20 protein-coding genes and 1 tRNA gene are annotated in these 26569 nt (G+C 38.1%); 15 read left to right on the plus strand and 6 right to left on the minus strand.

The window, feature by feature from the left end:
• Positions 1-33: 33 nt before the first annotated feature.
• Positions 34-2652, minus strand: a complete 2619-nt coding sequence (locus AC1PJ9_RS10305; RefSeq protein ID WP_311069368.1) for a Lon protease family protein — start codon at positions 2650-2652, stop codon at positions 34-36.
• A gap of 166 nt (positions 2653-2818) precedes the next feature.
• Between AC1PJ9_RS10305 and AC1PJ9_RS10310 the strand changes: the two genes are divergently transcribed.
• From AC1PJ9_RS10310 to rpmE, 4 genes are all read left to right on the plus strand, one after another.
• Positions 2819-5008: an AmpG family muropeptide MFS transporter gene (locus AC1PJ9_RS10310; protein ID WP_311086839.1), complete on the plus strand. Its 2190-nt coding sequence runs from the start codon at positions 2819-2821 to the stop codon at positions 5006-5008.
• Positions 5009-5010: 2 nt separating this feature from the next.
• Positions 5011-5412, plus strand: a complete 402-nt coding sequence (gene gloA, locus AC1PJ9_RS10315) for a lactoylglutathione lyase (RefSeq protein WP_023188239.1) — start codon at positions 5011-5013, stop codon at positions 5410-5412.
• A gap of 133 nt (positions 5413-5545) precedes the next feature.
• Positions 5546-6517 carry a bile acid:sodium symporter family protein gene (locus AC1PJ9_RS10320; RefSeq protein ID WP_006580654.1) on the plus strand — a complete coding sequence of 324 codons (972 nt, stop codon included), beginning with the start codon at positions 5546-5548 and terminating at the stop codon, positions 6515-6517.
• 193 nt (positions 6518-6710) lie between these two features.
• A complete protein-coding gene (gene rpmE, locus AC1PJ9_RS10325) occupies positions 6711-6935 on the plus strand; it encodes a 50S ribosomal protein L31 (RefSeq protein ID WP_001200845.1) in 225 nt (74 codons plus the stop codon).
• A gap of 62 nt (positions 6936-6997) precedes the next feature.
• Here rpmE and AC1PJ9_RS10330 read toward each other — a convergent pair whose 3' ends face one another.
• The 3 genes from AC1PJ9_RS10330 to epmB are packed head-to-tail and all read right to left on the minus strand — an operon-like array spanning position 6998 to position 11880.
• Positions 6998-9106, minus strand: coding sequence for an EAL domain-containing protein (locus tag AC1PJ9_RS10330; RefSeq protein ID WP_263614295.1), 2109 nt, complete (start codon positions 9104-9106; stop codon positions 6998-7000).
• Positions 9103-10848, minus strand: coding sequence for a GTPase (locus tag AC1PJ9_RS10335; protein WP_311086922.1), 1746 nt, complete (start codon positions 10846-10848; stop codon positions 9103-9105). Before AC1PJ9_RS10335 ends, AC1PJ9_RS10330 begins: the two co-directional genes overlap by 4 nt.
• Before the next feature lie 15 nt (positions 10849-10863).
• Positions 10864-11880 carry an EF-P beta-lysylation protein EpmB gene (gene epmB, locus AC1PJ9_RS10340; protein WP_002052728.1) on the minus strand — a complete coding sequence of 339 codons (1017 nt, stop codon included), beginning with the start codon at positions 11878-11880 and terminating at the stop codon, positions 10864-10866.
• A gap of 73 nt (positions 11881-11953) precedes the next feature.
• Here epmB and efp point away from each other — a divergent pair, with 73 nt between their 5' ends.
• The 7 genes from efp (at position 11954) to AC1PJ9_RS10375 (ending at position 20644) form a co-directional block, all read left to right on the plus strand.
• Entirely contained in the window at positions 11954-12523 is a 570-nt protein-coding gene (gene efp / locus AC1PJ9_RS10345; protein ID WP_004700171.1) for an elongation factor P, read from the plus strand.
• A 164-nt stretch (positions 12524-12687) separates the two neighbouring features.
• Positions 12688-14784, plus strand: a complete 2097-nt coding sequence (locus tag AC1PJ9_RS10350; RefSeq protein WP_199999567.1) for a carbon starvation CstA family protein — start codon at positions 12688-12690, stop codon at positions 14782-14784.
• A gap of 2 nt (positions 14785-14786) precedes the next feature.
• The gene (locus AC1PJ9_RS10355) at positions 14787-15089 is read left to right on the plus strand and encodes a YbdD/YjiX family protein (RefSeq protein WP_002052430.1); all 303 of its coding nucleotides are present in this window, start codon (positions 14787-14789) and stop codon (positions 15087-15089) included.
• A 167-nt stretch (positions 15090-15256) separates the two neighbouring features.
• Positions 15257-15333 (plus strand) — tRNA-Val (locus AC1PJ9_RS10360).
• Between the two features lie 289 nt (positions 15334-15622).
• Positions 15623-17503, plus strand: coding sequence for a potassium transporter Kup (locus AC1PJ9_RS10365; RefSeq protein ID WP_311086840.1), 1881 nt, complete (start codon positions 15623-15625; stop codon positions 17501-17503).
• 438 nt (positions 17504-17941) lie between these two features.
• Positions 17942-19354, plus strand: a complete 1413-nt coding sequence (locus tag AC1PJ9_RS10370) for a molybdopterin-binding domain-containing protein (protein WP_311086841.1) — start codon at positions 17942-17944, stop codon at positions 19352-19354.
• Between the two features lie 726 nt (positions 19355-20080).
• A complete protein-coding gene (locus tag AC1PJ9_RS10375; protein ID WP_311086842.1) occupies positions 20081-20644 on the plus strand; it encodes a TetR/AcrR family transcriptional regulator in 564 nt (187 codons plus the stop codon).
• Between the two features lie 133 nt (positions 20645-20777).
• Here AC1PJ9_RS10375 and AC1PJ9_RS10380 read toward each other — a convergent pair whose 3' ends face one another.
• Positions 20778-21635, minus strand: a complete 858-nt coding sequence (locus tag AC1PJ9_RS10380; RefSeq protein ID WP_311086843.1) for a LysR family transcriptional regulator — start codon at positions 21633-21635, stop codon at positions 20778-20780.
• Positions 21636-21954: 319 nt separating this feature from the next.
• On the opposite strand from AC1PJ9_RS10380, the gene AC1PJ9_RS10385 reads away from it, so the two are divergent.
• The 4 genes from AC1PJ9_RS10385 to AC1PJ9_RS10400 all read left to right on the plus strand — a co-directional run bounded on the left by AC1PJ9_RS10385 (position 21955) and on the right by AC1PJ9_RS10400 (position 25532).
• Positions 21955-22386 (plus strand): DoxX family protein, encoded by a 432-nt coding sequence (locus tag AC1PJ9_RS10385; RefSeq protein WP_311086844.1) that lies wholly within the window; start codon positions 21955-21957, stop codon positions 22384-22386.
• Between the two features lie 32 nt (positions 22387-22418).
• Positions 22419-23333 carry a hypothetical protein gene (locus tag AC1PJ9_RS10390; protein WP_004700180.1) on the plus strand — a complete coding sequence of 305 codons (915 nt, stop codon included), beginning with the start codon at positions 22419-22421 and terminating at the stop codon, positions 23331-23333.
• A 111-nt stretch (positions 23334-23444) separates the two neighbouring features.
• Entirely contained in the window at positions 23445-24905 is a 1461-nt protein-coding gene (locus AC1PJ9_RS10395; protein WP_311086845.1) for an alginate export family protein, read from the plus strand.
• 18 nt (positions 24906-24923) lie between these two features.
• A complete protein-coding gene (locus AC1PJ9_RS10400) occupies positions 24924-25532 on the plus strand; it encodes a M17 family peptidase N-terminal domain-containing protein (RefSeq protein WP_311086846.1) in 609 nt (202 codons plus the stop codon).
• 104 nt (positions 25533-25636) lie between these two features.
• Here the strand turns inward: AC1PJ9_RS10400 and AC1PJ9_RS10405 are convergent, their stop codons facing one another.
• Positions 25637-26548 carry an ornithine cyclodeaminase family protein gene (locus AC1PJ9_RS10405; protein WP_311086847.1) on the minus strand — a complete coding sequence of 304 codons (912 nt, stop codon included), beginning with the start codon at positions 26546-26548 and terminating at the stop codon, positions 25637-25639.
• Between the last annotated feature and the right edge of the window lie 21 nt (positions 26549-26569).

The following is a 26569-nucleotide window of genomic DNA, read 5'->3' on the forward strand; positions in this document are numbered from 1 at the left end:
GGGCTTGTGATTACAAGCCCTTTTTTATTGACGTTATTTTTGCTTCAGAGTCGCAACTTCTTCTTGATTTTCTTGTGGAAGATCATCAGCTGTGAGCTCTTCATGCTTTTTGATTTTTTTCTTATTTTTCTTTTTCTTCTTTGGCTCCTCTTCAATTTCTGCACCATCTTCAATGGCTTGCCAATATTCGAGTTGTTCCATTACAGCAGCATAAATAGAGTGTTTACTGTACTTACCTTTTTTGTCGAGTGTACCGACAGGGCGGGCCATTAAAATCTCAAGCGCTTGATCGATGGTATCAATCGCATGGATATGGAATTGGCCACTTTGCACCGCATCAATCACATCTTGACGTAACATCAAATGCTGCATGTTTTGACGTGGAATAATGACACCTTGTTTGCCAGTTAAACCTTGTAATTTACACGCATCATAAAAGCCTTCAATTTTGGCATTTACACCACCAATTGGTTGTACTTGGCCTAACTGGTTCATAGAACCGGTAATTGCCCATGATTGATCAATTGGTATTTGGCTAATTGCTGAAATTAATGCAGAAAGCTCGGCAACAGTTGCACTGTCGCCGTCCACTTGTCCATAACTTTGTTCAAATGCAAGCGCAGCAGAGAAATGCAAAATCTGTTCACGGCCAAAGTGAGCTTTCAAGAAGCTAGACATGAGCAACACGCCTTTAGCATGTAGTGAACCACCAAGTTCTACACTACGCTCAATATCAAGAATATCGCCGCCACCTTGATAGACCGATGCAGTCAAACGTGAAGGTAAACCAAACTCAACATCTGCATAGTGAATGACGGAGAGGGCATTGATTTGACCTAAACGATGACCAGAAGTTTCGATTAACTGAGTTCCACGCGACAGATCTTGCCAGTAAAGCTCTCTTAAATAGCCTAAGCGATATTGTCTATGTTGTAGTGCAAGGTTAATGTGCTGGTCGGTTACAATCTTTTCATTGGCTTTAAATGCATGATGATGCGCTTCGCGAATGAGGTCACCCAAAGTTGAAGCATGTAACGACAGCGAGCTTTGGTCTTCTGCCTGACGGCTTGAGTCGGTAAGTAAAGCTGCTAAAGCACTGCGGTCAAACGGAAGCAATTTATCTGCTTGTACATAGTCAGCAATTAGCTGCATGTAAGCTTGTTCATTTTCGTCATTACGTTGTAATGTATCGGTAAAATCTGCACGAATTTTAAATACACTACCAAGCTCTGGTTCTACTTCTAAAATTTCATAATAAATTTCAGGTTCCGCCATAAGAACCACTTTAATATCAAGTGGAACTGCAGCAGGTTCTATTGAGATAGAGCCTGTTAACGTCAACATATGTTCAAGAGAAGAGAGCTTGAGCTGGCCTGATTTTAAAGCACGCTTCAAACCTTGCCATGCATAAGGCTGCTCGAGTAATTGCTCGGCCTCAAGCATTAAAAAACCACCATTCGCTTGATGTAGAGCACCGGGGCGAATGAGAGTGAAATCTGTGGTAATTGTGCCGTTGTGAGTAAGTTGTTCGACATGACCAAGCAAGTTGTAGTGCGTTGGGAAATCTTCAAAAATAACCGGTGCACCACTGTTTGGTTTGTTTGAGACAATCACATTAGCTTGATAGCGTGCAGGTACACGATTGAACATAGCTGGAGCAAAGTCATCTTCTTCTTGCTCTAAAATGAGCTCAACATTGTCAATTACATCTTGCGCATACTGCTTTAAATAATCTTCAAGGCCTTTGACTTGGCCATATTTATTTAAAATCAAATCCATGCGTGGCATAACCACTTGAGTCGCGATGTCTCGATTTAACACAGACACTTTGTCACGTGCGTCATCTTCTAAATCGCCTAAATGCAAACCAAGACGTTCGAGCTTTTTATCCATGTAACGAACATTAGCTGCGATTTCAGCACGCTGCTTCGTATTTAAAGCATCAATTTCTGTTTGAGTCAGTTCTTGCACCTGATCGTCTTTTACTTGTACAGGTACAAAACCATGTTTCTCATTTCGAGAAATCAATTTTAAATCGAGCTCTTCGCCTTCTTTTGTTAACTCAACCAGTGCTTGTTGTTGTTCATCTCCGGTTTCTTCACGGATACGCTCAATACGGTTATGGTAAGTTTCGGCACTAAAACGGCGCTCAAGCTGTTTTAAAATAATTTGCCAAGTTTGGTGAAGAGTATGCTGAAACTTCGTTCCTTGCCCAGCAGGGAAGCGTAGAGCAAGTGGTTGGCGTGCTTGCTTAAAATTATAGACATATACCCAATCATCTGGAGTAGGCATTGTTTTCGCATGTTGTTGGAGTAAACGCTTAATCATGGTGCGTTTACCCAAGCCTGCCGTTCCTACTGCAAAAATGTTATAACCAGAGTAGGGTAAAGAAATCCCTGCTTCTACCGAAGCTTTGGCACGGTCTTGCCCTAAAAAGTTATTAAGCGGTTTTATACGTTTTGTAGAAGCTGGGATATTTTCGAAATTTGGAATATGCGTAAGTTGTTCGGGTTTTAAGGCTGTTTTATCCAAAGTCATTTTTATATCAGGTTGCTCAAAAGCTGAAGGAAATGCATTTATTGTGACGTTTGTGGTGTTTGTTTTAGCGAGTGATAAAGTTGAAGTTGTCACTTGATCAAGTTTTTGTGTCACTGTTGATATCCAGCAAAAGAAAACGAAGGTTGAAGATTAAAGGTATACAGGTTTAGCATAAAATATCAAGCAAACTTGCTGCTTTTATCACCAAAACAAAACTTGATTGCAGAAAGAATCTTGAAAGCAATTGTAAGAAGCGATTGAATAGGCGCATTTATAATTTATGGAAAATAAAAAACGAATGACCACACAAACCTCTGGTTGGGTCTCGGCGTTTAAAGCATTTTTAGACCGTCGTGCATTAATTATGCTATTTCTGGGTTTTTCTGCCGGAATACCTATTTTATTGATTTTCTCTAGCCTCTCTTTATGGCTAGGTGAAGCGGGCATTGATAAAAGTGCAGTCACTTTTTTCAGTTGGGCAGCTTTGGGATATTCCTTTAAGTTTGTTTGGGCACCCTTAATTGATGAGTTGCCAGTACCTATCTTGACCAAGGCTTTAGGCCGAAGACGTGCTTGGTTGCTAATTGCACAGTGTTTAATTGTGCTTGCGATTTGTACCATGGCTTTTGCCGACCCAGCTTTAGGTCATAGTTATCTTGTTCAAATGGCGGCAGGTGCCGTGTTGCTTGGGTTTTCAGCAGCAACGCAAGATATCGTGATTGATGCTTATCGTATTGAGTTAGCTGAAACTGAAATGCAGACGGTGTTAGCATCTACTTATAATGCGGGTTACCGTATCGGTATGATTGTCGCGGGTGCTGGTGCATTATTCTTAGCAGCACATTTAGGAACAGCTAAAGGCAACTATATTTACGAGGCATGGAAAACAACTTACTTAACAATGGCAGCCGTCATGTCGGTAGGTATTATTACAACCTTGCTTGTCCGCGAACCTAAGGTTAATCGCGTATATAAAAACTATAAAACCACAGATTATTACCGTCTGGTTTTGGTCTTCTTTGTAGCGGTCATTTCGTTTGTCATAACTTATATTTACTCAGGTCAAATTACTGAGGCAATTTCTAAAGCTGGCAATATTCAAGACAGCGCAGCTTTATTTGGCTTAGAAGCTTTAAGATTTTTAACAGCAACAGGCACTGCCATTTTAGTCGGTTACATACTGGTGAAAATAGGCGTGGTCAACCAGCAAATGGCAAAAGAAACTTGGATTGCGCCAATTCTTGATTTCTTTAAACGTTATGGTGTCAAACTTGCGTTAGTGCTTTTATTCTTGATTGGTTTCTTCCGTATTTCAGACATTATTGCTGGTGTGATTTCAAATGTCTTTTATCAAGATTTGAACTTTAGCAAAGAGCAAATTGCCGAAGCTGTAAAAGTTTATGGTGTTATCTTTAGCTTGGTTGGTGGCTTCTTAGGCGGCTTACTAGCGCAGCGTATGAACATCATGAAACTGATGTTTGTTGGTGCTGTATTAGCAAGCTCGACTAACCTCATTTTCATTGGTTTAGTAAAATCTGGCAAACCGCTTGATATGGTTGATGTTCAAGTGGGTGATAAACATTATAAAGCTCAGCCAGATGAAGTGGGTTATTGGAAGATTAAAGTCCCGAGTTCCACTTTTGATGGGGCAAAACAAGTTGATGTAAAAGCTGGCTATGCTTTGCAAGGTCAACAAGCAGAGACCATAGTCCGAGTTCAACCTTTAGTAACAACGCATGCTGAACATGTACCCCTACAGATTTTACCTTTAATGGGAAGTGACCAAATCACTGCTAAATCTTCTGAAGGCAGTGTGGTTGTTCGTGGTCAGTACTTTGGCAAAGCTTTATCGCCTAACCAAAAGATTGTGGTGAATCTTGATGGGCAAAATTTTGATGCAAAAATGACAGATCAAAAAGGCGTGTTCAACGCTGCAATTGATATGCAAAAATTATTGTCATCACCAAGCAAACAACTTACTGCTTCGGTGGTTGAAGGAAACCAAAAAGTATTATCAGTTTCACATCAATATGAAGTCGCCTCAAACTCTGCACCAAAAGCTGAATTAGATGTGAACATCGAACCTCTACCATACATTGACACCAAGTCAGGTCAAGAAGTTGAGATTAGCGGTAAAGTCATCAAGCCTTATAGTTCACTGTGGCTCTACTTCGCAATTGTTGTAGATAATATGGCTTCGGGTCTTGCTGGTGCAGCATTTATTGCATTCCTTTCGAGTCTAACCAGTGTGTCATTTACTGCTGTTCAATATGCGATCTTTAGTTCACTGATGACCCTTACACCAAAACTTTTAGGTGGATATTCAGGTACCATAGTGAGTAATATTGGGTACCCAAACTTCTTTTTGATGACCACACTGATCGGGATTCCAATCTTAATTTTAGTGGTTTGGGTTGGAAAACTACTCAAAGATCATCAAACACATGAAACAGAAAAGGCAGGTGAATAAACATGCGAATGCTTCATACAATGTTGCGAGTAGGCAATTTAGAACAATCTTTAAAGTTCTATACCGAAGTATTAGGGATGAAGTTACTTCGTAAGCGTGATTATGAAGAAGGTCGTTTTACACTGGCATTTGTTGGTTATGGCGATGAAGAAAATAATACCGTGCTTGAACTTACTCATAACTGGGATATATCAAGTTATGATTTAGGTAATGCTTATGGTCACATCGCAATTGGTGTCGAAGACGCTTACAAAGCATGTGAAGAAATTAAAGCACGTGGCGGTAAAGTTGTGCGTGAAGCTGGCCCAATGAAGGGTGGCGTTACGGTTATTGCCTTTGTTGAAGATCCAGATGGCTACAAAATCGAGCTCATTCAGCAAGATGCAAATGCTAGAAATAATTAAATAATTGACTTAGGTGCTTTAAGATTTAGGTCTTAAAAGCCTAGCTTTATTTTTATAGCCCAGTATGATGAAGGCTTGACCAAATGGTCAATTTATCAACTGGGTTTTTATTTGTCTAAAATAATCATAGGATGTGAACATGCTGAAGTTCTTGGCACTTGATCGATTTACAATTTTGTTGGTTGGTATGGTGCTACTAGCAACATTTTTTCCAGTCAGTGGTCAAGCTGCGCAGTATTTCAATACATTAACTACAGTCGCGATTGCAATTTTATTCTTCCTACATGGGGCTAAGTTGTCTCGTGAAGCTGTAATTGAAGGTATTTTGCATTGGAAAATGCATTTACTGGTATTTGCAATTACGTTCTTTATTTTTCCTGCTCTTGGTTTATTGGCTAAACCTATTCTTTTACCTTTATTGGGACAGCAGCTCTATTGGGGCTTTCTGTTTATGTGTTTCTTACCTTCTACGGTTCAGTCTTCTATTGCTTTTACTTCAGTGGCAAAAGGGAATGTGGCAGGGGCGGTATGTAGTGCATCTTTCTCAAACTTGGTGGGTATGTTCATTACGCCAGTTTTAGTCAGTTTCTTTATTTTAGGGCAGAGTCAGCACGGGTTTGATCCTACATCGTCCATTATAGAAATTACGCTATTGTTATTAGTGCCATTTGTTTTAGGGCAACTACTTCGTCCTTATGTTTTTCCATATATGGCAAAAGTACCAAGCATTGTAAAAGCATTCGATCAAGGCTCAATTTTGATGGTGGTTTATGGTGCATTTAGTGGGGCAGTAGTTGCCGGACTTTGGCATCAAGTGAACTGGAAAACCTTACTTCTTTTAGCACTCGCTTGCTCGGTATTACTGACTATTATTATGTTGCTTGCACTGTATTTGCCACGTGCTTTTGGTTTTAGCCGTGCCGATCAGATTACCGTGTTCTTTTGTGGCTCAAAAAAGACCTTGGCGAGTGGGGTTCCAATGGCACAAATCTTATTTATTGGTCAGCCTTTGGGAATGATTGTATTGCCAATTATGATATTTCACCAAATACAGTTAATGGTGTGTGGAGTAATCGCAAATTACTGGGCTAAATCCCAAGATTAAGTCGCAAAAAAAAATTATATGGCGTATAATACTGTCCACTTGTTGTGCTTAGCTCTAACCCTAGAGGTTTCGGTGGGCCAAAAGAATGGTCTGTTGTGGTGTTGATCTGCTTGAAAAAGCCTGCCTCAATTTAATTGAGAGTGATCAATTGCGATGACAGCTTAAGCCTTTCTTCAATTAGGAGTAATCGACGATGCGCGCCGATATTCACCCAAAATATGAAAAATTAGTTGCAACTTGCTCATGCGGTAACGTAATCGAAACTCGTTCTGCTTTAGGTAAAGAAACTATTTACCTTGACGTATGTTCAGCTTGCCACCCTTTCTACACTGGTAAACAAAAGAATGTAGACACTGGTGGTCGTATCGACAAATTCAAACAACGTTTTGCTGGTATGTCTCGCTCTATCAAGCGTTAATACTTCAAAACGAAACAAAAAACGGGCTTATGCCCGTTTTTTGTTTTTAGCGTACAAGACCATTATTGGTCTTGCACATCTGTTAAGCGATCAAGCTTTTTCTGAAAATAATCACCTTGTAAGAAACGTGCTTCCACATTCCATGCATTAGCAAACAAGTTCATATCATTTAAATTAGCCAATAAAATTCCAATCGGTTTTACAGTCAAATAGTTCAGTACCTTTTCTTGCAAGCTACTAAGTCCTTGGTCTGAGCTTAATAGGTCAGTTTTGCTGGACTGTAATTTTACGAGCTGAATATCAAGCTGCTGCAAAATTGAATCGCTATATATAGAAGAAGCAAAGTCTCGGATTGAAACTTCCGCACCATGTTGACGTAAACGACCAATCAGCGGTTGAGCTGTTGGAAGGTAGTGCTGAAGTGCCTGTTCCGAAAATTGCAAAATTAGCGGACTTTCAAGTTTGCTACCAATGATGGTAAGCAGTTTGGAAATCAGTTCAGGGAATGACTTATCTTTCAGCAAAATATCAATATTAAGGTTAATAATGAGTCTTGCTTTAGGATATTGAGCAATGAAGTTATGAAGCTGTTTACATGCTTCTACCAATATCCAGCGGTCTAGTTGAATTGACAGTTCAGCATCTTCTTTTAAGTCAGCTAAGTCGTTTAAATCATGCCATTGTTCATCAGCAATAAAGCCACTCGTCACTTCATAGTTATGAGTTTCTTCATCATGCTTGTCATAAACTTGCTGATACTTCAGGTGTATTTGGCCCTGAGCTAGTTTTTGTCTTAACTGCTGCAGCAAAGAAGACTGCGAAGTCGCCTCAAAATGTTCAATCGTTAAATCAAGAGAAACAGCTTCAATGCTTGGCGAAACTGTTTTTTCTACGATAGGCGTTATTTCAAGCTGAGGGGTAACTTGAGGTAGGTTCTGCTTTTCAGCTTCATTAAGTAATGAGCTAAATGAAACCTCAGTGAGTGGCTGATTTAACGGAGCATAGCCAAGTTTTAACTGTACCGAAAAGTTTTGCTCATTCACTTTTAACAAGTGCTCTTTTTGCAAAGTTTGCAAACTCGTCAACTGAGAGTTTAAAACTGTACTATTTTCAGCTTGTAAAATGCCTACATACGTACCCAAATCGACTTGGTAAATCGGCATTTGTGCATGGTCTTTTAAAAAACCATGTAGCTGATTGAAATACTGCCCCAAAGTCTGCCAACCCTGTTGAAAGAGGCGTTCTGGGCACTGCGCAAGTCTAAATAGAACTATGGCATTTGCTTGCGCAGGGTGGGTCGATAAATGTCGGTTAATCTGCGGCCAAGCTGTGCTTAACCCAGTTGTTTTCTCGGACGGTACCGTATTTGCTGGTGTTTTTAAATCAACTTGATAGTCAATGGTCAGCTGTACAGCATCTTCTTCTTGACTCGGAATAAATTCCAGTTTTAAAGCATTATTACCAGAAATGGCTTGATGCTGACTTTGGATTTCGAAGCGTGCTTGATCAAACTGCCCTAAAGAAATTTTCTTAAAACGCTGTTTAAAAATATTTAAATCGTTGGGTTGTAAGACATCCAAGATTGGCAAACCAATAATATCTTCTTCTTGCTGAAAGCCAAAAAGATTCAAATATTCGGTATTTGCCTTAATGTGGATGCCTTCTTGAAAAATAGCGACCGCTTTATGGCTGTTATCGACCAATGTTTGCGTATGCGTATGAATGGTATCAAGCTCCGCCAAAAGACGTTGTTCCTTTTGTAAAAGGCGGCTGTATGACAGTGCTCGAACAAGCGTAATATAGAAATAGTCCAAAGGTTCTAATGGAACTACATCATAAATACCTTTTTGAATATAGTTTTGATATTGCTGCGCTTGGTAATCATCTGGTTGTAAAAGTAAAATTGGTAGCTGCGGCTGTTCTGAGGCTTGAACAAGGGAGAGAGTTTGTTCAATTTTCAAATCATATGCGCGACCAAAAATAATGACATCCCACGATGTATTGAGCTGCTTTTCAAAACTTTTTAAATCATCAAGTAATAAGGCATTAACTTGATAATCATTCCCCGATAATAAATTTAAAATTTGGTTATAACGTAATTGGTTATCATCAATAATGAGTAAACGTATTTCAGTACGTTTTAACCTTTTAGATAGTAAAGAGTTTCTCACTTTAATGCTTCCCATAAATCTTGGCTATTCACGTTACTATTCTTTTTCAGCATGAACTGATCAAGCAGGTGTTGCTGCTGCTCATTCAAAAGTTCAAATTGAAATTGAATAAAACTTTGAGTAATGAGTTGTGCTTTGAGTAGATACACTTTGATTTCTTCTGTCCCCAATCGTAAATGAATTGTTTGTTGCTCTCTAAAAATTTGAGACCCCGGTAAAATAAGCGTGTTTTGTATTTCTTCTAAGTTTTGAGTTTGTAGTAATAGTGCAGGGTGGTAATTACGAGTATGGCGCTCTGCCTGAATATGTACAGCACAAGGGAACATGGCTTGTGAAAGAATTTCTAAACCCAGTTCCAGACTTTTTTCAGTCGATTGTTTAATCCAGCGAATCACACCGCCACGCCACTGACCATGCAGTGTTTCTTTGACTAAAATATATTCGCCAGTTCTTAAGTTTTTAGGCGCTTCACCAGACCATTTAATACGGTAGCCATTCACACTAATATCAAGCACGGTGGTTTGATAGATGGTTTTACTCTCACGGCTTAAGCGTTGGTAAGACGAAGTTTGTTGCTCTTTTTTCTCTAGGTTTGATAAAACTTTCGATTCGCTTTGTAGATTATAGTTATTGTTAAGTTGTAGCGTTTCTTCAAAGTTTTTTGCTTTAGATAAGTAAAAATGAGCGGTACTTAACCCGAAACAGATTTGTAGTGCAGCATTATATTCATAACGTTCATGACGGCGTTGTGCTGTCGTGCCCAAAATGGTTTGAACATGGAATTTTAGTGCTGGGCTCAAATAAATCTTTTCATTTTTAGACATATATTGAGCATTTTTATGCATGGTAGCAGTGACATGCTCAAGCAACGCTTGTGTACTAATAAAAATGCTTGGGTTGAAATTTGAACTTTGCTTTTTGTTATATACAGGTGGGTGGTCTTTAGTTGGATCGACCACATACTTTGTTAAAGCAGAGTCTTTAGGCAAGATTTGAATCATACGTGCCCAGTCGAAACTACATTGAAACAAAGCCTGAATTTCTGATTGACGAATCTGATTGGTATTAAAAATATCTAATAAAATAAGCTGTGCATAAGCCTGCGTAATATTCGCTAAAGGGTGTTGCACGCCTTGAATATGATTAATATTGGTTAAATGGTATTTGTGCTGAACGGCTGTTTCATAAAGTTGATGCGCAATTAACCATTGGCCTTTTACAGGTTCGCTATAGAGCATGTGCTGTTGATATAAAAGGTTGGTCAGTTGCTGCAATGCATGGAATGTCGCCAAAATACGCGCAGTTTGTAAATTTTTCTTTTGTTTAAAAGAAAACAAAGAAAACTTCTGTTTTTGCAGCTGTTCGTGGCTGGTCTGCGCAATATTTAAATAAATGCTGGCAAAATAACAGCGCAACAGCATTGCTAGCTCAATAATATGCTCGTTACGATCTGTACTAATCACACCTTGGTTAAAGAAGTTCTTTTCTAAACTTGCCAAAACATTATTAATGGTTGGGTGAAGCGTTTGAATTAAGTCAAAGCGAAGTGTTTCACTGCAATTTAATTCATTTAACTCCAAAATTGCGGTAAATAGCGCTTTTGAAGTATCACCCAATTGCATAATAGAAAGGGTAGTGACCCATTCATTAAGGTCTTTAATGTTGGCTTCACAAAAGCTTAACCGTTCACGAGTACGTGAGGTTTGATTGTGAAAAATGTCCGAAAGTGCATTATTCATCATCACTTATTATATAACTCAAAAAGTTGTAGCCCCAAAAAGCGGTGTTTTATTCTTTTCGCCCGCAATTTCCCTGACGAGTTTAGGAACCAGATATCCAGGTAGGCTCGCTAACACGTCTTGATATATCGCATCTATTTCAGATGGCATTAAATCAAAATGTTGTGCACCTTTTACTTTATCTAATACGTGTAAGTAATATGGCATAACGCGAGCTTCAAATAGACGATAACTTAAATCAGTTAAAGTTTGAGCAGAATCATTAACACCTTTTAGCAATACAGCTTGATTCAGTACAGTAATGTGGTGTGAAGATAACTCCATCAACTTTGAACAAGTAAAGTCATCGAGCTCAGAAGCATGGTTCGAGTGTACCACCAGAATAATACGCAGCCTACTGTTTTTTAATAAAGAAATCAGCTCTTCGTCGATTCGATTTGGAATGACAATTGGAACTCGTGAATGAATTCGCAAAATCTTCACTTGTTTGAGAGATGATAAACGTTCCAACCAAAGTGCTAATTTTCGATTAGACAAAGTAAGTGGGTCACCGCCACTTAAAATTACTTCATTAATGTCGGGATTCGCTTCAATATAGTTTTTAATGTTTAGCCAATCGTCATTTTTTGGCAAATTTTCCTGATAGGGAAAGTGGCGACGGAAACAATAACGACAATGAACTGCGCAAGCACCTGTCAAAGTCAGTAAAAAACGTGATTTATATTTGTGTAATACACCCGGTAATTGATTTGCTGCTTCTTCACCTAAAGGGTCGGTTACAAACTCAGGATGTTCTTCAAGTTCTAAATGATGAGGCAATACCTGTAGTAAAAGCGGGTCAAGTGGGTTTTTAGCGTTCATTTTTCCGACGAACGCACGAGGCACACGTAATTTAAACTTTTCAGAAGCTAGAATCGCACCCGATAATAGCTGATCTGAGGATAACTCGAGTAGGCTTAGCAGTTCAGAAGGATCAGTAATAAGGTCACTGAGTTGTGATTGCCAGTTTTGCTCTTGGTATAAATAGTTTATCATTTGACACGATTAAGATAATGCAACAACGCATTATATCGCATAGTTGACTTGTTAAGTTTGGAGTGTGCCTTTCATGGCCTATTATTCTACAAATGATTTCAAAGCTGGCCTTAAGGTTATGCTTGATGGTAACCCATGTTCTATCATGGAAAACGAATATGTAAAACCAGGTAAAGGTCAAGCGTTCAACCGTGTAAAATTACGTAACCTTAAAACCGGTAAAGTATTAGAAAAAACCTTCAAATCAGGTGACTCTTTAGAAGCAGCTGACATCGTTGAAGTTGAAATGGAATACCTATACAACGATGGTGAAATGTGGAACTTCATGGATCCTGTATCTTTTGAGCAAATCGCTGCAGACAAAGTTGCAATGGGCGATGCTGCTAAATGGTTAAAAGACGATTCAAATGAAAAATGTACAATTATGTTGTTCAACGGCGTACCTTTAACAGTAAGCCCACCGAACTTCGTTGTATTAAAAATCGTTGAAACTGATCCGGGCGTACGTGGTGATACATCTGGCGGTGGCGGTAAACCAGCTAAGCTTGAAACAGGTGCGGTTGTTCGTGTTCCGTTATTTGTTCAGCAAGAAGAAAGCGTTCGTGTAGATACTCGTACTGGCGATTATTTAGAGCGTGCATAATAGTTAAAAAATACACTATTATCGAAGGGATGATGTAAATCATCCCTTTTTTTATGCGAAAGTATAAGAGGAAAAAAGAAAAAGGAGGAGTAGAGTCACAGGGATTAAGAGAAACAGTACATAACAATATAAAAATGCTGTAGTTATTTATTGAGAGGTTAAGAATGGACACAATGCAAGCGAAATCTACGCTTCCCTCCAAGCTGGTCTGGAGCCTAGTGGCAATTATAGGTGCAATTTCTTTTGGGATGCTGGCACTCAGTCGTGGTGAACATGTTAACGCGGTTTGGCTTGTACTGGCTGCAGCATGTGTATATAGCATCGCATACCGATTTTATAGTCTATTTATTGCAACTAAAGTATTTGAATTAAACCCAAGACGTTTAACCCCAGCACATCGTTTAGCCGATGGTCTGGATTATGTTCCCACCAATAAATATGTGCTTTTTGGTCACCATTTTGCTGCAATTGCTGGAGCAGGGCCGCTAGTCGGACCAATTTTGGCAGCACAAATGGGCTTTTTACCGGGAACCATTTGGCTACTGGTTGGTGTGGTTCTGGCAGGTGCGGTACAAGACTTTTTAGTTTTATTTATCTCGACACGCCGTGATGGTCGTTCACTTGGTGAAATGGCAAAGCAGGAGCTTGGCTCTTTTGCTGGTATCGTTGTAATGCTTGGTGCGCTTGGAGTAATGATTATTATCCTTGCGGTATTGGCTTTGGTTGTGGTTAAAGCACTTGCCCATAGTCCATGGGGTGTTTTTACGATTGCAGCAACTATTCCAATTGCATTGTTCATGGGCGTTTACATGCGATTTATTCGTCCGGGACGTATTGCAGAAGTTTCAATTATTGGTTTTGTTTTAATGATGCTGGCAATTGTCTATGGTGGACATGTTGCAGCAGACCCGTACTGGGGTGAGTTTTTCACTTTAACTGGTACACAACTCACATGGTGCTTAATCATTTATGGATTTATTGCTTCAGTATTACCTGTCTGGTTATTGTTAGCGCCACGTGATTATTTATCTACCTTCCTTAAAATTGGTGTCATTCTTGGTTTGGCAGTCGGTATTTTAATTGCATTACCTGAATTGAAAATGCCAGCAGTGACTCACTTCATTGATGGTACTGGTCCTGTTTTCTCAGGTAGTTTATTCCCATTCCTATTTATTACTATTGCCTGTGGCGCCATTTCTGGTTTCCATGCGCTTGTATCAAGTGGTACTACGCCAAAACTCATTGATAACGAAGCAGATATTCGTGTGATTGGCTACGGCGGTATGCTTATGGAGTCTTTCGTCGGGATCATGGCGATGATCTGTGCGACTGTCTTAGACCCGGGTGTGTATTTTGCGATTAATGCGCCAGCGGCAGTACTCGGCACAACTGTAGAGTCTGCGGCAGAAGCTGTACGTAACTTAGGTTTTGTCGTTACTCCAGAAATGTTGACTGTGTTGGCTCAAGAAGTAGGTGAAAGCTCGATTCTTTCACGTACGGGTGGTGCGCCTACCTTTGCTATTGGTATGGCTCATATCATTTCTGAAATTTTCAATAGCCGTTCAATGATGGCGTTCTGGTATCACTTTGCGATTTTATTTGAAGCATTATTCATTTTAACTGCTGTAGATGCGGGTACTCGTGCTTGTCGTTTTATGGTGCAAGACACGGTAGGTATTGTCATTCCTGCGGTTAAAGCATCAGGTTCATTCTTTGGTAATTTGGTTGGTACAGCCGTTGCAGTTGGTGGATGGGGCTTCTTCGTTTATCAAGGTGTGATTGACCCATTAGGTGGCGTTAACTCATTATGGCCTTTATTTGGTGTTGGTAACCAAATGCTGGCTTCTATGGCACTCATTTTAGGTACAGTCATTCTGTTTAAAATGAAAAAAGAAAAATATGTGTGGGTGACGATTATTCCAACTATTTTCTTGTTCGTGACCTGTATGACTGCCGGTTGGCAAAAGATTTTCCACGAAAACCCAAAAATTGGTTTCTTGGCGCAAGCGCATAAGTTCTCTGATGCGATTGCTCGCGGTGAAATTATTAAACCAGCCAAAACTATTGCTGAGATGCAAAACATTGTGATGTCGAATCAGATTAATGCTGCGCTTTGTGGCTTCTTTATGATTGTATCGATTGTCATGATTATTGCCTCAATTGGTATTGTTCGCCGTGCTTTAGCGAGTCGTACTCCGACTGTAAATGAAGCACCTGCGGTATATGCCGATCCTGAAGTGGTTACCACTCGAGGAGAATAAAGATGAATTTTAAATTTGCAAAAAATGGAACTGTCATTATTGCGAAAATCATCAAAATGACAGTGCTTTCGCAAAAAGAGCTATTACTTTCTCCAAAGAACTGGTCGCGTATAGCAACCTTGTGGCAGCGTTTGCAGCAAAGCTTCCGACTGATGGTTGGAGTGCCGGATTATCAAACGTATTTGGAGCACATGAAAGCTCATCATCCAGATTTAACACCTATGGATGCGAAGACTTTCTACCGTCATTGTGTTGATGTGCGTTATCCATCGGCAGGCGGTACTTTAAAGAAATGCCCTTGTTAAATTGAGAGTTAAATTCAGCTAAACAAAACGGTATGTGGTTGAACCATGTACCGTTTTACTTTTTTGGAAAATGAAAAAAGTTTGCTTAAAGTCTGCTCATTTGTATTTTTTTCAATGGCAAATCTCTTGTTTTGCTTTTGAAAAATGAATATTATGCTTTCCATTCTAGGTGTATAGCTCAGTTGGTTAGAGCGCTACGTTGACATCGTAGAGGTCTCCAGTTCGAGTCTGGATATACCTACCAAGATTCGCTGTTAAATCAGCAATTTAAAAAACCGCCTTAAATGGCGGTTTTTTCTTTTCGGGGTATTAATTCACGCCCTAATGTGTATAAGTACGAAAATTAATCAAGTTTAGAATTCAAATACTATGAGGGTAGACTAATTTTTGTGTTTATAGTCCCACTTATTATAGGAAGTAATATCTTATTGATTATTAATGCTCTTGATTTTTATATTTTGATCAATGATAGTGGGCTATAGGTGTTAGTACTTTTTAAATAAGAATAATAATTTCATATCAAGGAGATATGGATGAGTTCACATGAGATTGGACGTCAAAAAATGTCAGCAATGACATTGGGCGCTTTAGGGGTGGTTTTTGGTGATATCGGTACTAGTCCACTTTACGCTTTTACCCAATGTTTTCATACATCACATAATGTTCCTATAAATGAAGCGAATGTTTTAGGCATTTTATCATTGATTTTTTGGGCACTAATGATCGTGGTGTCCTTGAAATTTAGTATGTTAATTATGCGTGCTGACAATCATGGAGAGGGCGGCATTTTAGCTTTATTAGCTCTTAACATGCACAATAAGAAAATTGGACCTAAAGTGCGCTTTGGGTTAATTACAATTGGTTTATTTGGTGCTTCATTATTTTTTGGTGATGGCATTATTACCCCCGCTATTTCAGTATTGTCAGCAGTAGAGGGATTGTCGGTAGCAACCCCTATTTTTACACCGTATGTGATACCAATTACGATCGTGATTCTAATTGGATTATTTATGATCCAGAAAAAGGGAACTGGATCCGTAGGCCGTTTTTTTGGACCTATCATGCTACTGTGGTTTTTCTCAATAGGTTTTATTGGCCTATCTCACATTATCAAGAACCCTTATATCTTGAATATGCTTAATCCGTATTGGGCTCTTCCTTTCATTGAAAATAACCCCGTGACTGCATTTGTAGTTATGGGAGCAGTTGTATTGACGATTACAGGAGGAGAGGCGTTATATGCGGATATGGGCCATTTTGGTCGTAAGCCAATTCAATTGGCTTGGTTTTTGGTTGCGCTACCATGCTTGGTATTAAACTATGCAGGACAAGGTGCATTGATTTTGCAAAACCCACAGGCCATTGAGAATACTTTTTTCATGATGGTACCCAAAATAGCCTTATATCCTATGATTGCTTTAGCAACTGCTGCGACAGTAATTGCCTCTCAGGCAGTTATTTCAGGTGTGTTTTCTATGGCACGTCAAGCTATCCAATTAGGTTATTTACCACGTTTTGCGATTGACCATACCTCTGAATCTGAAATTGGTCAGATTTATATACCAGCATTGAACTGGATGTTGCTTGGTATGATTATTAGTTTAGTGCTTATGTTTCAATCTAGCGCTAATCTAGCTTCGGCTTATGGTATTGCAGTAACTTTGACTATGTTTTGTGACACTATTCTAGTTGCTTTCATTATGTATCACTTATGGAAATGGCCTTCATGGGTCATGTTATTAGTTGCGATACCATTGCTAATTCCAGATCTCCTCTTTATTGCTTCAACTTCACTAAAAATTGTAGATGGCGGCTGGTTCCCATTAATGATGGGTGCAATCACTTTTATAATTATGACAACATGGCGCCGTGGACGTGAATTACTACTGAGCAAATTGCAAAGTGACACTATGCCATTAGATTTATTTATTAAGAGCTTGGAGTCTAGTGCTTATATGGTGAGTGGAACGGCTGTATTTATGACAAGTAGTCCAAAAGTTGTTCCTCATGCTTTATTACATAATTTAAAACATAACAAAATACTTCATGAACGTAATATTTTGATCACTATAAATACTCGTGACATTCCTTATGTAGATGAATCAGAACGCATTGATGTCGAAGTATTAGATAAGCATTTTTTACGTGTCAGTGCTTATTATGGATTTAAAGAGCAGCCAAATGTACCTCAAGCATTAGAACAAGCTTTAACTAAGTTGAATCAACCATATAACATTATGGACACAAGCTTTTTTGTATCACGTGAACGTGTAATTCATAACGTAGGTGATGGTATTGTTTCATGGCGTGAAAAACTGTTCATTTCTATGCAACTAAATACGAGTCCTGCTAGTGATTTCTTCCAGATACCTGCTAACCGAGTGGTGGAAATGGGAAGCCAAGTAGAGATTTAGGGTACCTTGATTGATTTTGCAGAAATGAGAGGCTTTTTAAAGGCTTAAATTTAGAAGATTTAAGCCTTTTATTTTCATGAACTGGGCGAATGATAATAAATAAAAAATATACATATCTGTCTATTTTTATATAAACTCAAATTGCTTTACATGACTTAAAAAGCCCTAAACTATAATGGTTTAGGGCTTTTTTATTGACGTTATAAAGTCTTTGCTAAAGCAAAATAAAGAGGTGTATTTCTGATTCTTACAATTTGCTATACAGCCAATTTTTAGAAAATAGATTTTAGAGCAAATAATGTAATGAGTGAGGTATTTTGAAGATCTTTCTTTAATACCGAACGCGTCTTAGATGGCGATAAGTTCTTTATTAATGTGGATTAATAATTAAAATTAGCGAAGTACCTCTTATTTGAGGTACTTCTAGGAACTATATTTATGCAAAAAAAACTTCCAATACCAGATAACTTACTGAATCATTTAACGGACATTTTTTACCACATCAATATAAATTTGCCTAAAGGTGATTTAAAAGAAACTGCAGAGCTTGATGAAGCATTAAATCAAGTTAACGCAAGTGATGTATATGCTTTACAGGATTATCCTCTATATAATTTATCAGCCTATTCAGGATGGGCTATTAACTCAGAAACAACTCAATCTGCAAGTAAAGAAAGCCCTCTATTAATTACTCATTGGTACTATTGGGGACAACAACTTTATAGATCTATTAATCCATATAAATTAGACCTAAAAGCTCCGAGCTTGTTAGAAATTCCTGCCTATACAAAATTGCCAGACTCTTTAGATTCAGTCGTTGACGAACAAGATGAAAGATTAGATCTTTCTGATACCGAGGCTAAAAAAATTACTGGCTCTATTCCTGCCATGCATGGTGTCATTTCTAAAGGCAGTATATTTAAACAAGGCGATGTGATTCTAAAAAAAGATGAGAAACTGACTCCTGAAAAATTAATTGTTTTAAGACGAGCGGGAATCAAAGAATTATCTATATATAAAAATCCCAGAATTCTCGTTGTAAGTATGCATTCCTTCGATAAAAATGAAATGAGTGAGGAAAGTCTATATGTTAAAGATCTCTTGAAAACATGGGGCTATGAACAGGTAGAAATTAAATCACTTAAACCTGAACGTTTTGATGCTGCATTTAATAATCTTAAAAAAGATAATGACCCAGCTTTAGATGACTCATTAACGACGAGCAGGGACGATTATATAAACTTCTTTGAAGAACAAACCTCAAACTTTGATGTCATTCTTTGCTGCACATATCAAAATAATCGTTCTTCTTTATTCCAGCTTGAAAAACTTCCAATCTTTGATCAAAGCAGCATGTCATCGGCCTTGAATACACGTTGTATACCAGCCCATGAAATTAAAATTCTTAAAGGTAAAGATAGAACTCCACCTAGTCGTGAGACAGTGCAAATTTATGATGAAAGCGGTAATCATAAAGGTATGAGAGTAGTCGTTACAGAAGACAAAGCGACTATTATTAACTTACCGGGTGATATCCAAGATATTGCGATTCTGATGCATGCTTTCGTGAAATATATTTTGAATAAGCATATCTCAGACTTTTTTGATCATGCTTACTTTAAGGGTAAAGTTGATATAGAGATTGTTCCTGATATGACAAACAGAAAGTTGTTATGGGGGCATTATAAGGCTCAAGAAAATGGGGAATATATATTAGAAATTATCGACCAACAGCAGCCATATCAAATAGAATCTTTTGTTAAAGCGAATTGTATTGTGATGGTTCCTTTTCAAGAACAAACAATTGCAAAAGGCACTGATTTATATTTTATGAAAATAGATGAAGTCTAATTTCTATCTATAACTTAATTGGGCGGTGTAATCTTCTCACCTTTAAGAAAGGTTACGCCTTCAAAAGCTTACTCTTTTAAAGTTTAATTCCCTAAAACCCCCCTTTATAAACCCTCATTTAACAATCACTTATCCATTATTTATTCTTACTTTTTAATGATCTAATTTAAAACAAATGTCATTTTGTGTGCTTGACTGCAACAGGGTTGGGCACTATTCTTTGCCTGCTGGCCACATTGCCAGCCGGCTTTGACAGGCTGAACAATAACTCCCGCATCAGAGCTTTTCCTTCTGAGGAATAGTTTTGTGTGTGGTGGACCACTCGTTCCCTCCCGTAGCGGTAGGACGGGAGAGGGACACCTTCGGGTGTGCTAGTTTGAGTTATTACTAGTCTGTCAACCTTCTTCCGTTCTGCCACCATAATTCTATAAATGTCTGGCAGAACTCCCAATAAAAAGGAGTTGGCTTTGCACATCCATTATTTCTTGGCAGCCGTTGCCAAAAGCTATAACGACACCACTTAAAAATTTAAAGCAGCTTGATGACCTATATAGTTTTCAGGCTTTCAGTCATTACGGCTCAAAAAACTTGCATCAACAATAAAACTTGAGATGTGCCAAGCACAGTCTTTATGGCTTTGCTATGCTTTTTTTCAGCTTTAAAAAAGTGAAAGGCTTTTATATCTCATTTATATACAACAAAAATTTAATTTATAACGGTAAAACTATGCCAAATTTAACTCTCCCAGCACGTGCTGTAAAAGTTATAAATAACGGGATTCAGGTATTTCATCATGGTGGGTTTCACAAAGTCGGTGTCGACAAAATCGTGAGAGAAGCTGAAATAACGAGAATGACGTTTTATAACTACTTTCACTCTAAAGAGCGGTTTATTGATATTTGCCTCGTTGTACAAAAAGAACGGCTCCAAGACCAAGTCATTGAAATGGTCGAATATGACCATGCTACAAGCGCGTTAGATAAAATTAAGAAACTATATTATCTACATAGTGATATAGAAGGGCCGTATTACCTATTATTTAAGGCCATTTTTGAAACTAAAAATAGCTATCCAAACGCGTACATAACCGCCGTGAGGTACAGAACATGGCTCACCAATGAAATTTATAGCCAGCTTAGATTAGTTAAAACCGATGTTTCATTTACCGATGCCAAACTCTTTTTATATATGATTGAAGGTGGAATTATTCAACTTTTAGGTTCTGATGGGACAGATGAAAAAGAGCAGATGCTTGAATATTTTCTGCGGGCTCTAACTTATAACAAATAAACTTGATAGCTTTGTATGACCGAAAAAGCCCTAAATTAAAGTAATTTAAGGCTTTTTAGGGCAGAGATAAATAGAGTTTTTGAGAAATGTAGATAAAGAAAAAGAGTAATTTAGCGGCTAAAGTTTTATTAACTTAATGATAATTTGAAAAATGCTGCTTTAAAGAATTTAAAAAAAGTTCAACCTTCTTTGGAACTCTCGATCCATAAGGTGTGGTTGCATAAAAATAAAGATCAGAGTTTAAAAGAGTTTTTGAATAATTAATAATAATTCCCTCATCTTCATATTTTTTTGCTAAAAAGTCAGGTGCAAATAAAATACCCTGATTTCTCTTACAAAGTTCTAAAAGAATTTCTATATTATTACATGTCAATTTTGGTATTGAGTTAATAATATTATTTTTTAAGTCATCTTTAGAATATAGTAAAATGCTATGCTCTCTAAGCTCTTCTATATTTTTCGGTTTTCCATATTTATTTAAATATGCATCTGTTGCATAAAAGCTTCTTTTATACGTGTTTAAAATAAAAGTATTTTGCTCTTCAATATTTTCCTCAACTTTTAAAATCACATCAAACTTATGCTGATTGATATGAGTGAAGTGGTCTGAAAACATAAGATCAATTTCAATATGAGGATATTTGATTAGAAAATTAGAAATAACATCTGAAAAGCACGTTTGGATAAAGGCATGTGGAGCACTAATTTTGAGTAAGCCTTCAGGGTACTTCTGGTCGTATACAAAGTCATGAGCTGCTAAATCTAACTCTTTTACAATCACTTTGCATCGCTTATAGAACTTTTCTCCAGAGCGAGTCAGGTCCATCTTTCGGGTGTTGCGTATAAATAATGATGTATTAAATAGACTTTCTAAATAAAAAATTCTTTTTGAAACTTGATCTCTCGTAATGCCTAGATTTCTAGAAGCATGACTAAAATTTCCATTCTCTACCACACTTATAAAAGTATTAATACAGTCTATTTTATCCATTAAATTTTAAAGGCTAAATGATCTTGCCGCTAAATTATATGAGGAATATCTGTATATCAATCATTGTATCTTTTTAGAATACAGTTTGTATTTAAATAAATATCTAGTAGTTTACACGGTTTTTTGATTTTATATACCGTGAGTTATTTGGTTTTTTAAAGGTTAATAAAATATTTAAAACTATTTAAATTATCTTATTTTTATAAAGATAATTTTATAAATTAGATCATGAATATTGCATATTTTATAAACTTTTATTAATACATGAAACTTATATTTTTAAAATATTAAAACTATGAGATTTCAAAAAGGTAAATAGATGAGTGACTTGATTAATAATAACCCAGTATGGGTAAAAAAGATCTTATCAATTCATGGATTGCTTCCGCTACTTCGACTTGCACTCGTTTCAGCGTATTTAGTGGGGGGAATTAATAAATTCATCGGATTTCATGCGGCTATTGAAGAGCAGGCGAGTTTTGGGTTACAGCCTGCTTGGCTCTGGGCAGCTACAGCGATTTTTATTGAAATTGTTGGTTCGCTCTTAGTTATTTTTAATCGTTTTGTCTGGTTAGGAGTAGGGGCTTTAGGCTGTCTAACCGCAGTCGCAATGCTGGTTGCAAACGACTTTTGGAATCATACAGGCCCAGCATTTTTTAGTACGTTTAATAGTTTCTTCGAACATCTTGGGCTCATCGCTGCGTTGGTGATGGTCACCATTCTTTCTAATCAATCTTCAAAATCACAATAAGTTTAAGCATCTCATTTAAACAGGAGCATTTTATGCGTAAATCATTATCAGCATTGCTTTTAAGCACCATGTTAGTGGGCACAAATGTTGCCCTAGTTCCTCAAGTTTTTGCCAAAACAACAACAAGTATAAAAAGTGAGGCGCCCGGTGTAGCTCCTCAATACGATACAACGCATGTTTATGTAAACCCTGAAGACTTTGACAAATTTACCGATAGCTTAGTCGCAACATTCGGTGGCACCAAGTCGAAACAAGGTGTTTTCCAAGTCACACCAACACCGAGCCAGACGATGTCTCAGCTTGTATTGACCCCAGTAGGTACATTGTCTGTATTTGGTTTTAAAACTCCAATTCCATATCCGTTTGGTTTGGAAAGAACTGGCTATTTAGTCAAAGACATGGATGCAGCAGTGCAGGCTGCCAAAGCAAATGGGGCAGATGTCATTGTAGACGCTTTTCCAGACCCAATTGGGCGTGATGCGATTGTCCAATGGCCGGGTGGCGTAAATATGCAGCTCTACTGGCACACGACTAAGCCTAACTATAACCAGTTAGAGACTGTTCCAGAAAATCGTATTTATGTTTCAAAACAAAGTGCTGACTCGTTTGTTAAGAAGTTCGTGAGTTTCTCGCACGGTAAAGTCGTTTCCGATAACCCTAAAGCCGCAGGGATAGAAATTGGTCGCCCAAATGAAACCTATAGACGTATTCGCGTTGAGTCTGACTTCGGCAAAATGACAGTGTTCGTGACCAATGGTCATCTTCCTTATCCGTATGGGCGCGATATGACGGGTTATGAAGTTAAAAACTTATCTGAAACTTTAGATAAAGCCACAAAAGCAGGTGCATCTGTTTTGGTGAATGCGTATAAGTCGGATGGTCGTGAGTCAGCAATGGTACAGTTCCCGGGCGGTTATATCGCTGAAATTCATGCGTCTATCAAATAATTTATAGCCTAAATGATCGATTGAAATTTGCACTCATGTTGCCTAAGAGCAGTATGAGTGCAAAACCCCAAGTCTCTGCAACGACCTATTTATTACTATGGATAACACTTGATGGCCTCGCATGTTTTTAAAGATAGAACATATCGAACTAAGCACTCAGAGACTTACCTGAAAATAATAAAAATGAGTCTGTTATTAACCAGCAGTTTATTTTTCTACGAATCTGCTTATGCAGAAAATGAAGTCTCAAACACAGATGCATGTCCAACTCGTCCAAAAATCTCAACGAATCGTTGGCAAGAAAATTGGGATGTTTTAAAAAATCCGTGTGTGCCAAAGAAAATAGGAGACGACTTCAAATATATACCTTTTGGCGATAATAATTATTTATCACTAGGGGCAAATATTCGTGAACGTTTTGAAGTCAATAATAATGCCAAGTTTGGTACTGGAAATAATCAGGCTGACAGCTATTTAATTCAAAGATTACAAGCGCATGCAGATGTAAGAATAGGTGATCATTTACAATTATTTACTCAGCTCAGTGATGCCCGTGCGTTTGATAAAAAGAATATTACCAGTACCGATCAAAATAGACTCGATATAGAACAAGCCTTTATTGCGTGGGTGAGTCCTTTAAATAATGGAACTTTTAAATTTAGAGTCGGCCGTCAAGAAATGGCTTTTGACTTACAGCGCTTTATTTCAAATAGAGAAGGCCCAAACGTTCGGCAAGCCTTTGATGGGGTATGGTCGGGGTATGAATATGGCGAATGGAGAATTTTAGGTTATCTCACCAGACCTGTTCAAATAGAAAAAGATTCCACGTTTAATGACCGCTCGAAAAGCAATTTAAGTTTTAGTGGCTTTCGCGTAGATAAACAAAATGTAGGGGATGGCGAGTTATCGGGTTATTACTCGCGTTATGAACGAGATAATGCCTCTTTTCCAAGTATTAAGGGCAATGAGGTTCGAGACTTATATGACCTTCGTCACATGGGTAAAAAGAATAATATAGATTGGGATGTTGAAGGCATGCTTCAGCATGGAAAAATCGGTGGGCAAACAATTCAAGCTTGGGCGGTCAGTAGTATTACGGGATACACTTTTGCTGACCAAGTGTGGTCACCTCGTTTAGGAGTGCAATTTGATATTGCCACAGGGGATAAAAGTCCCAATGATAATGAGCTCAATACATTTAACCAGCTTTTTGCTAATGGCTCATATTTTACTTTGGCGGGTTATAGTGGTTATAGCAATATTATTCACATAAAACCGTCTCTGACGCTTAAGCCTTCCGAGAAGCTTACTCTGTTAAGTGCCTTAGGTTTTCAGTGGCGTGAAACCACCCAAGATGCGATTTATTTCCAAGGCAATAACAGCATGGCAAATACTGCGGGGCAAGGTTCGAGCTGGACTGGGGCATATATTCAACTCGGAGCAGATCGAAAAATTAATTCCAATCTGTCTGTGGCTGCCGAAGGCGTGCACTTTGAGGTTGGAAATACCATTAAGAAAGCGGGTGGTAAAGACGCAAACTATTTAGGCCTTGAGCTGAAATATGGTTGGTAAAACGAGAAGAGTAAAAATATGAGCACAGAATTAAAGCAAACTAAAATTGGGCGTTACCAAAATTTAAACATTGAACTTGTGACTTGGGACTGTACCACGGCCGAGGTTGAGCTTTCCTGTGCTTGTATTTTTGAACATGAAATGGATAACCGTTCTTTTTCGGGTGGTTTGGCACATTTAGATGAAGCTCTAAACGGCAGACTATATGAAATACGGAAAAATAACTGGTTTAGTGCAAAACTGAATGATGTTCTTTTAATAAATCAAACGCCTTCAACCATACAAGCTTCTAAAGTTTTGCTTATAGGCATGGGGGCACCAGAAGATTTCACGATAGAGCGAATCGAGACTGCGATAAAAACTGCTGTAAGAACAGCGCATCAATTGGAACTCAAAAGTGTGGCATTTGCGCCGAGTCTTTTAGATACAGGTCTGAATCCTCCTACTGGTTTAAATGAACTGATGCTAAGAAGTTTAAAAGAAGAATTAGACAAACATCATCAGCTTTATTTGCAAAAATTAGTCAAAAAATCTGAAATTGAAAAATGGATATTTGATGCGGGTTTTCAAAATTATGAGGCGAAGGCTGAGCAGTATATCGCGTCTTTTGCCAAAGTTTTTATTTAAGATTCATTCTGATTTTAAAAACAAAATTCAGTAAAGCATTATGAAAAGGAACATACTTTTAATTTAACTGCATCAGCCTGAACGATGCAGTTAAATGATCAATATTAAGAAATTTCTAAAATTTTCTGAGCGATATATAAGTCTTGTATAGATAAACCTGAACTGTCATAAATTGTGATTTGTTCCTGAGATTGTCTACCTTGAGCATTTGCTAAAAGCACATCACCTATATTGATTAAGGTTGCAGACTCAGACGCATGTTGAAATTCACCAATGAGTTTAGACTGGACATTAAGGTCGCAAAATAAACCACTATGTGAAAATAGCTCTGGCGGAAGCTCTTGTTTGCCATGTTTATCTGAACCCATCGATGAAATATGAGTGCCAGCTTTGACCCATTCAGCTTTAAAAAGAGGAGTGTGCGAAGAAGTTGCAGTCACAATAATATCTGCCCGTTCACAAGCTTCTTTTGCACTCGTCATTTTAAGCTGAATACCTAATGGTTTGAGGTCTTCTGCCATTTGTTCAGCCTTACTTTGGTCGCGCCCGACTATCAAAATCTGTTCGAAACTTCTAATTCTCGCTAAAGCCTCGCATTCATATTTGGCCTGATTTCCTGTACCAAATATCGCCAAGACTTTTGAATCTTTTCTTGCCAATACATGGGTTGCAACTGCATTAGACGCAGCTGTCCGAAACGCGTTGACTTTGCCTGCTTCGATGGCTGCTGCCATTTTTCCATTGGCTTGATTAAATAATAAAATGAGTGCGTTATGCCGAGGTAAACCGTTTTTCGGGTTATCTTCCCAAAAAGAACCAACTTTAAGGCCAGCCAAGTGCTGGGTCGCCGATGACTTAACACTAAATGTATTTTTACTATCGGAACCTTGACCGTGAACCACAGGAAAACTTTTAGTGTCAGGTTGAGTTGCAGCAATTAAAGCTTGGTAAATGGCGTCATAAGCCAGTTCATGATTGATGAGAGCAGAAGATTCAGACTCAGAAATAAATCTCATCACCATCTCCAAAAGTTTATT

The sequence above is a fragment of the Acinetobacter sp. 70_2 genome, assembly GCF_056736115.1.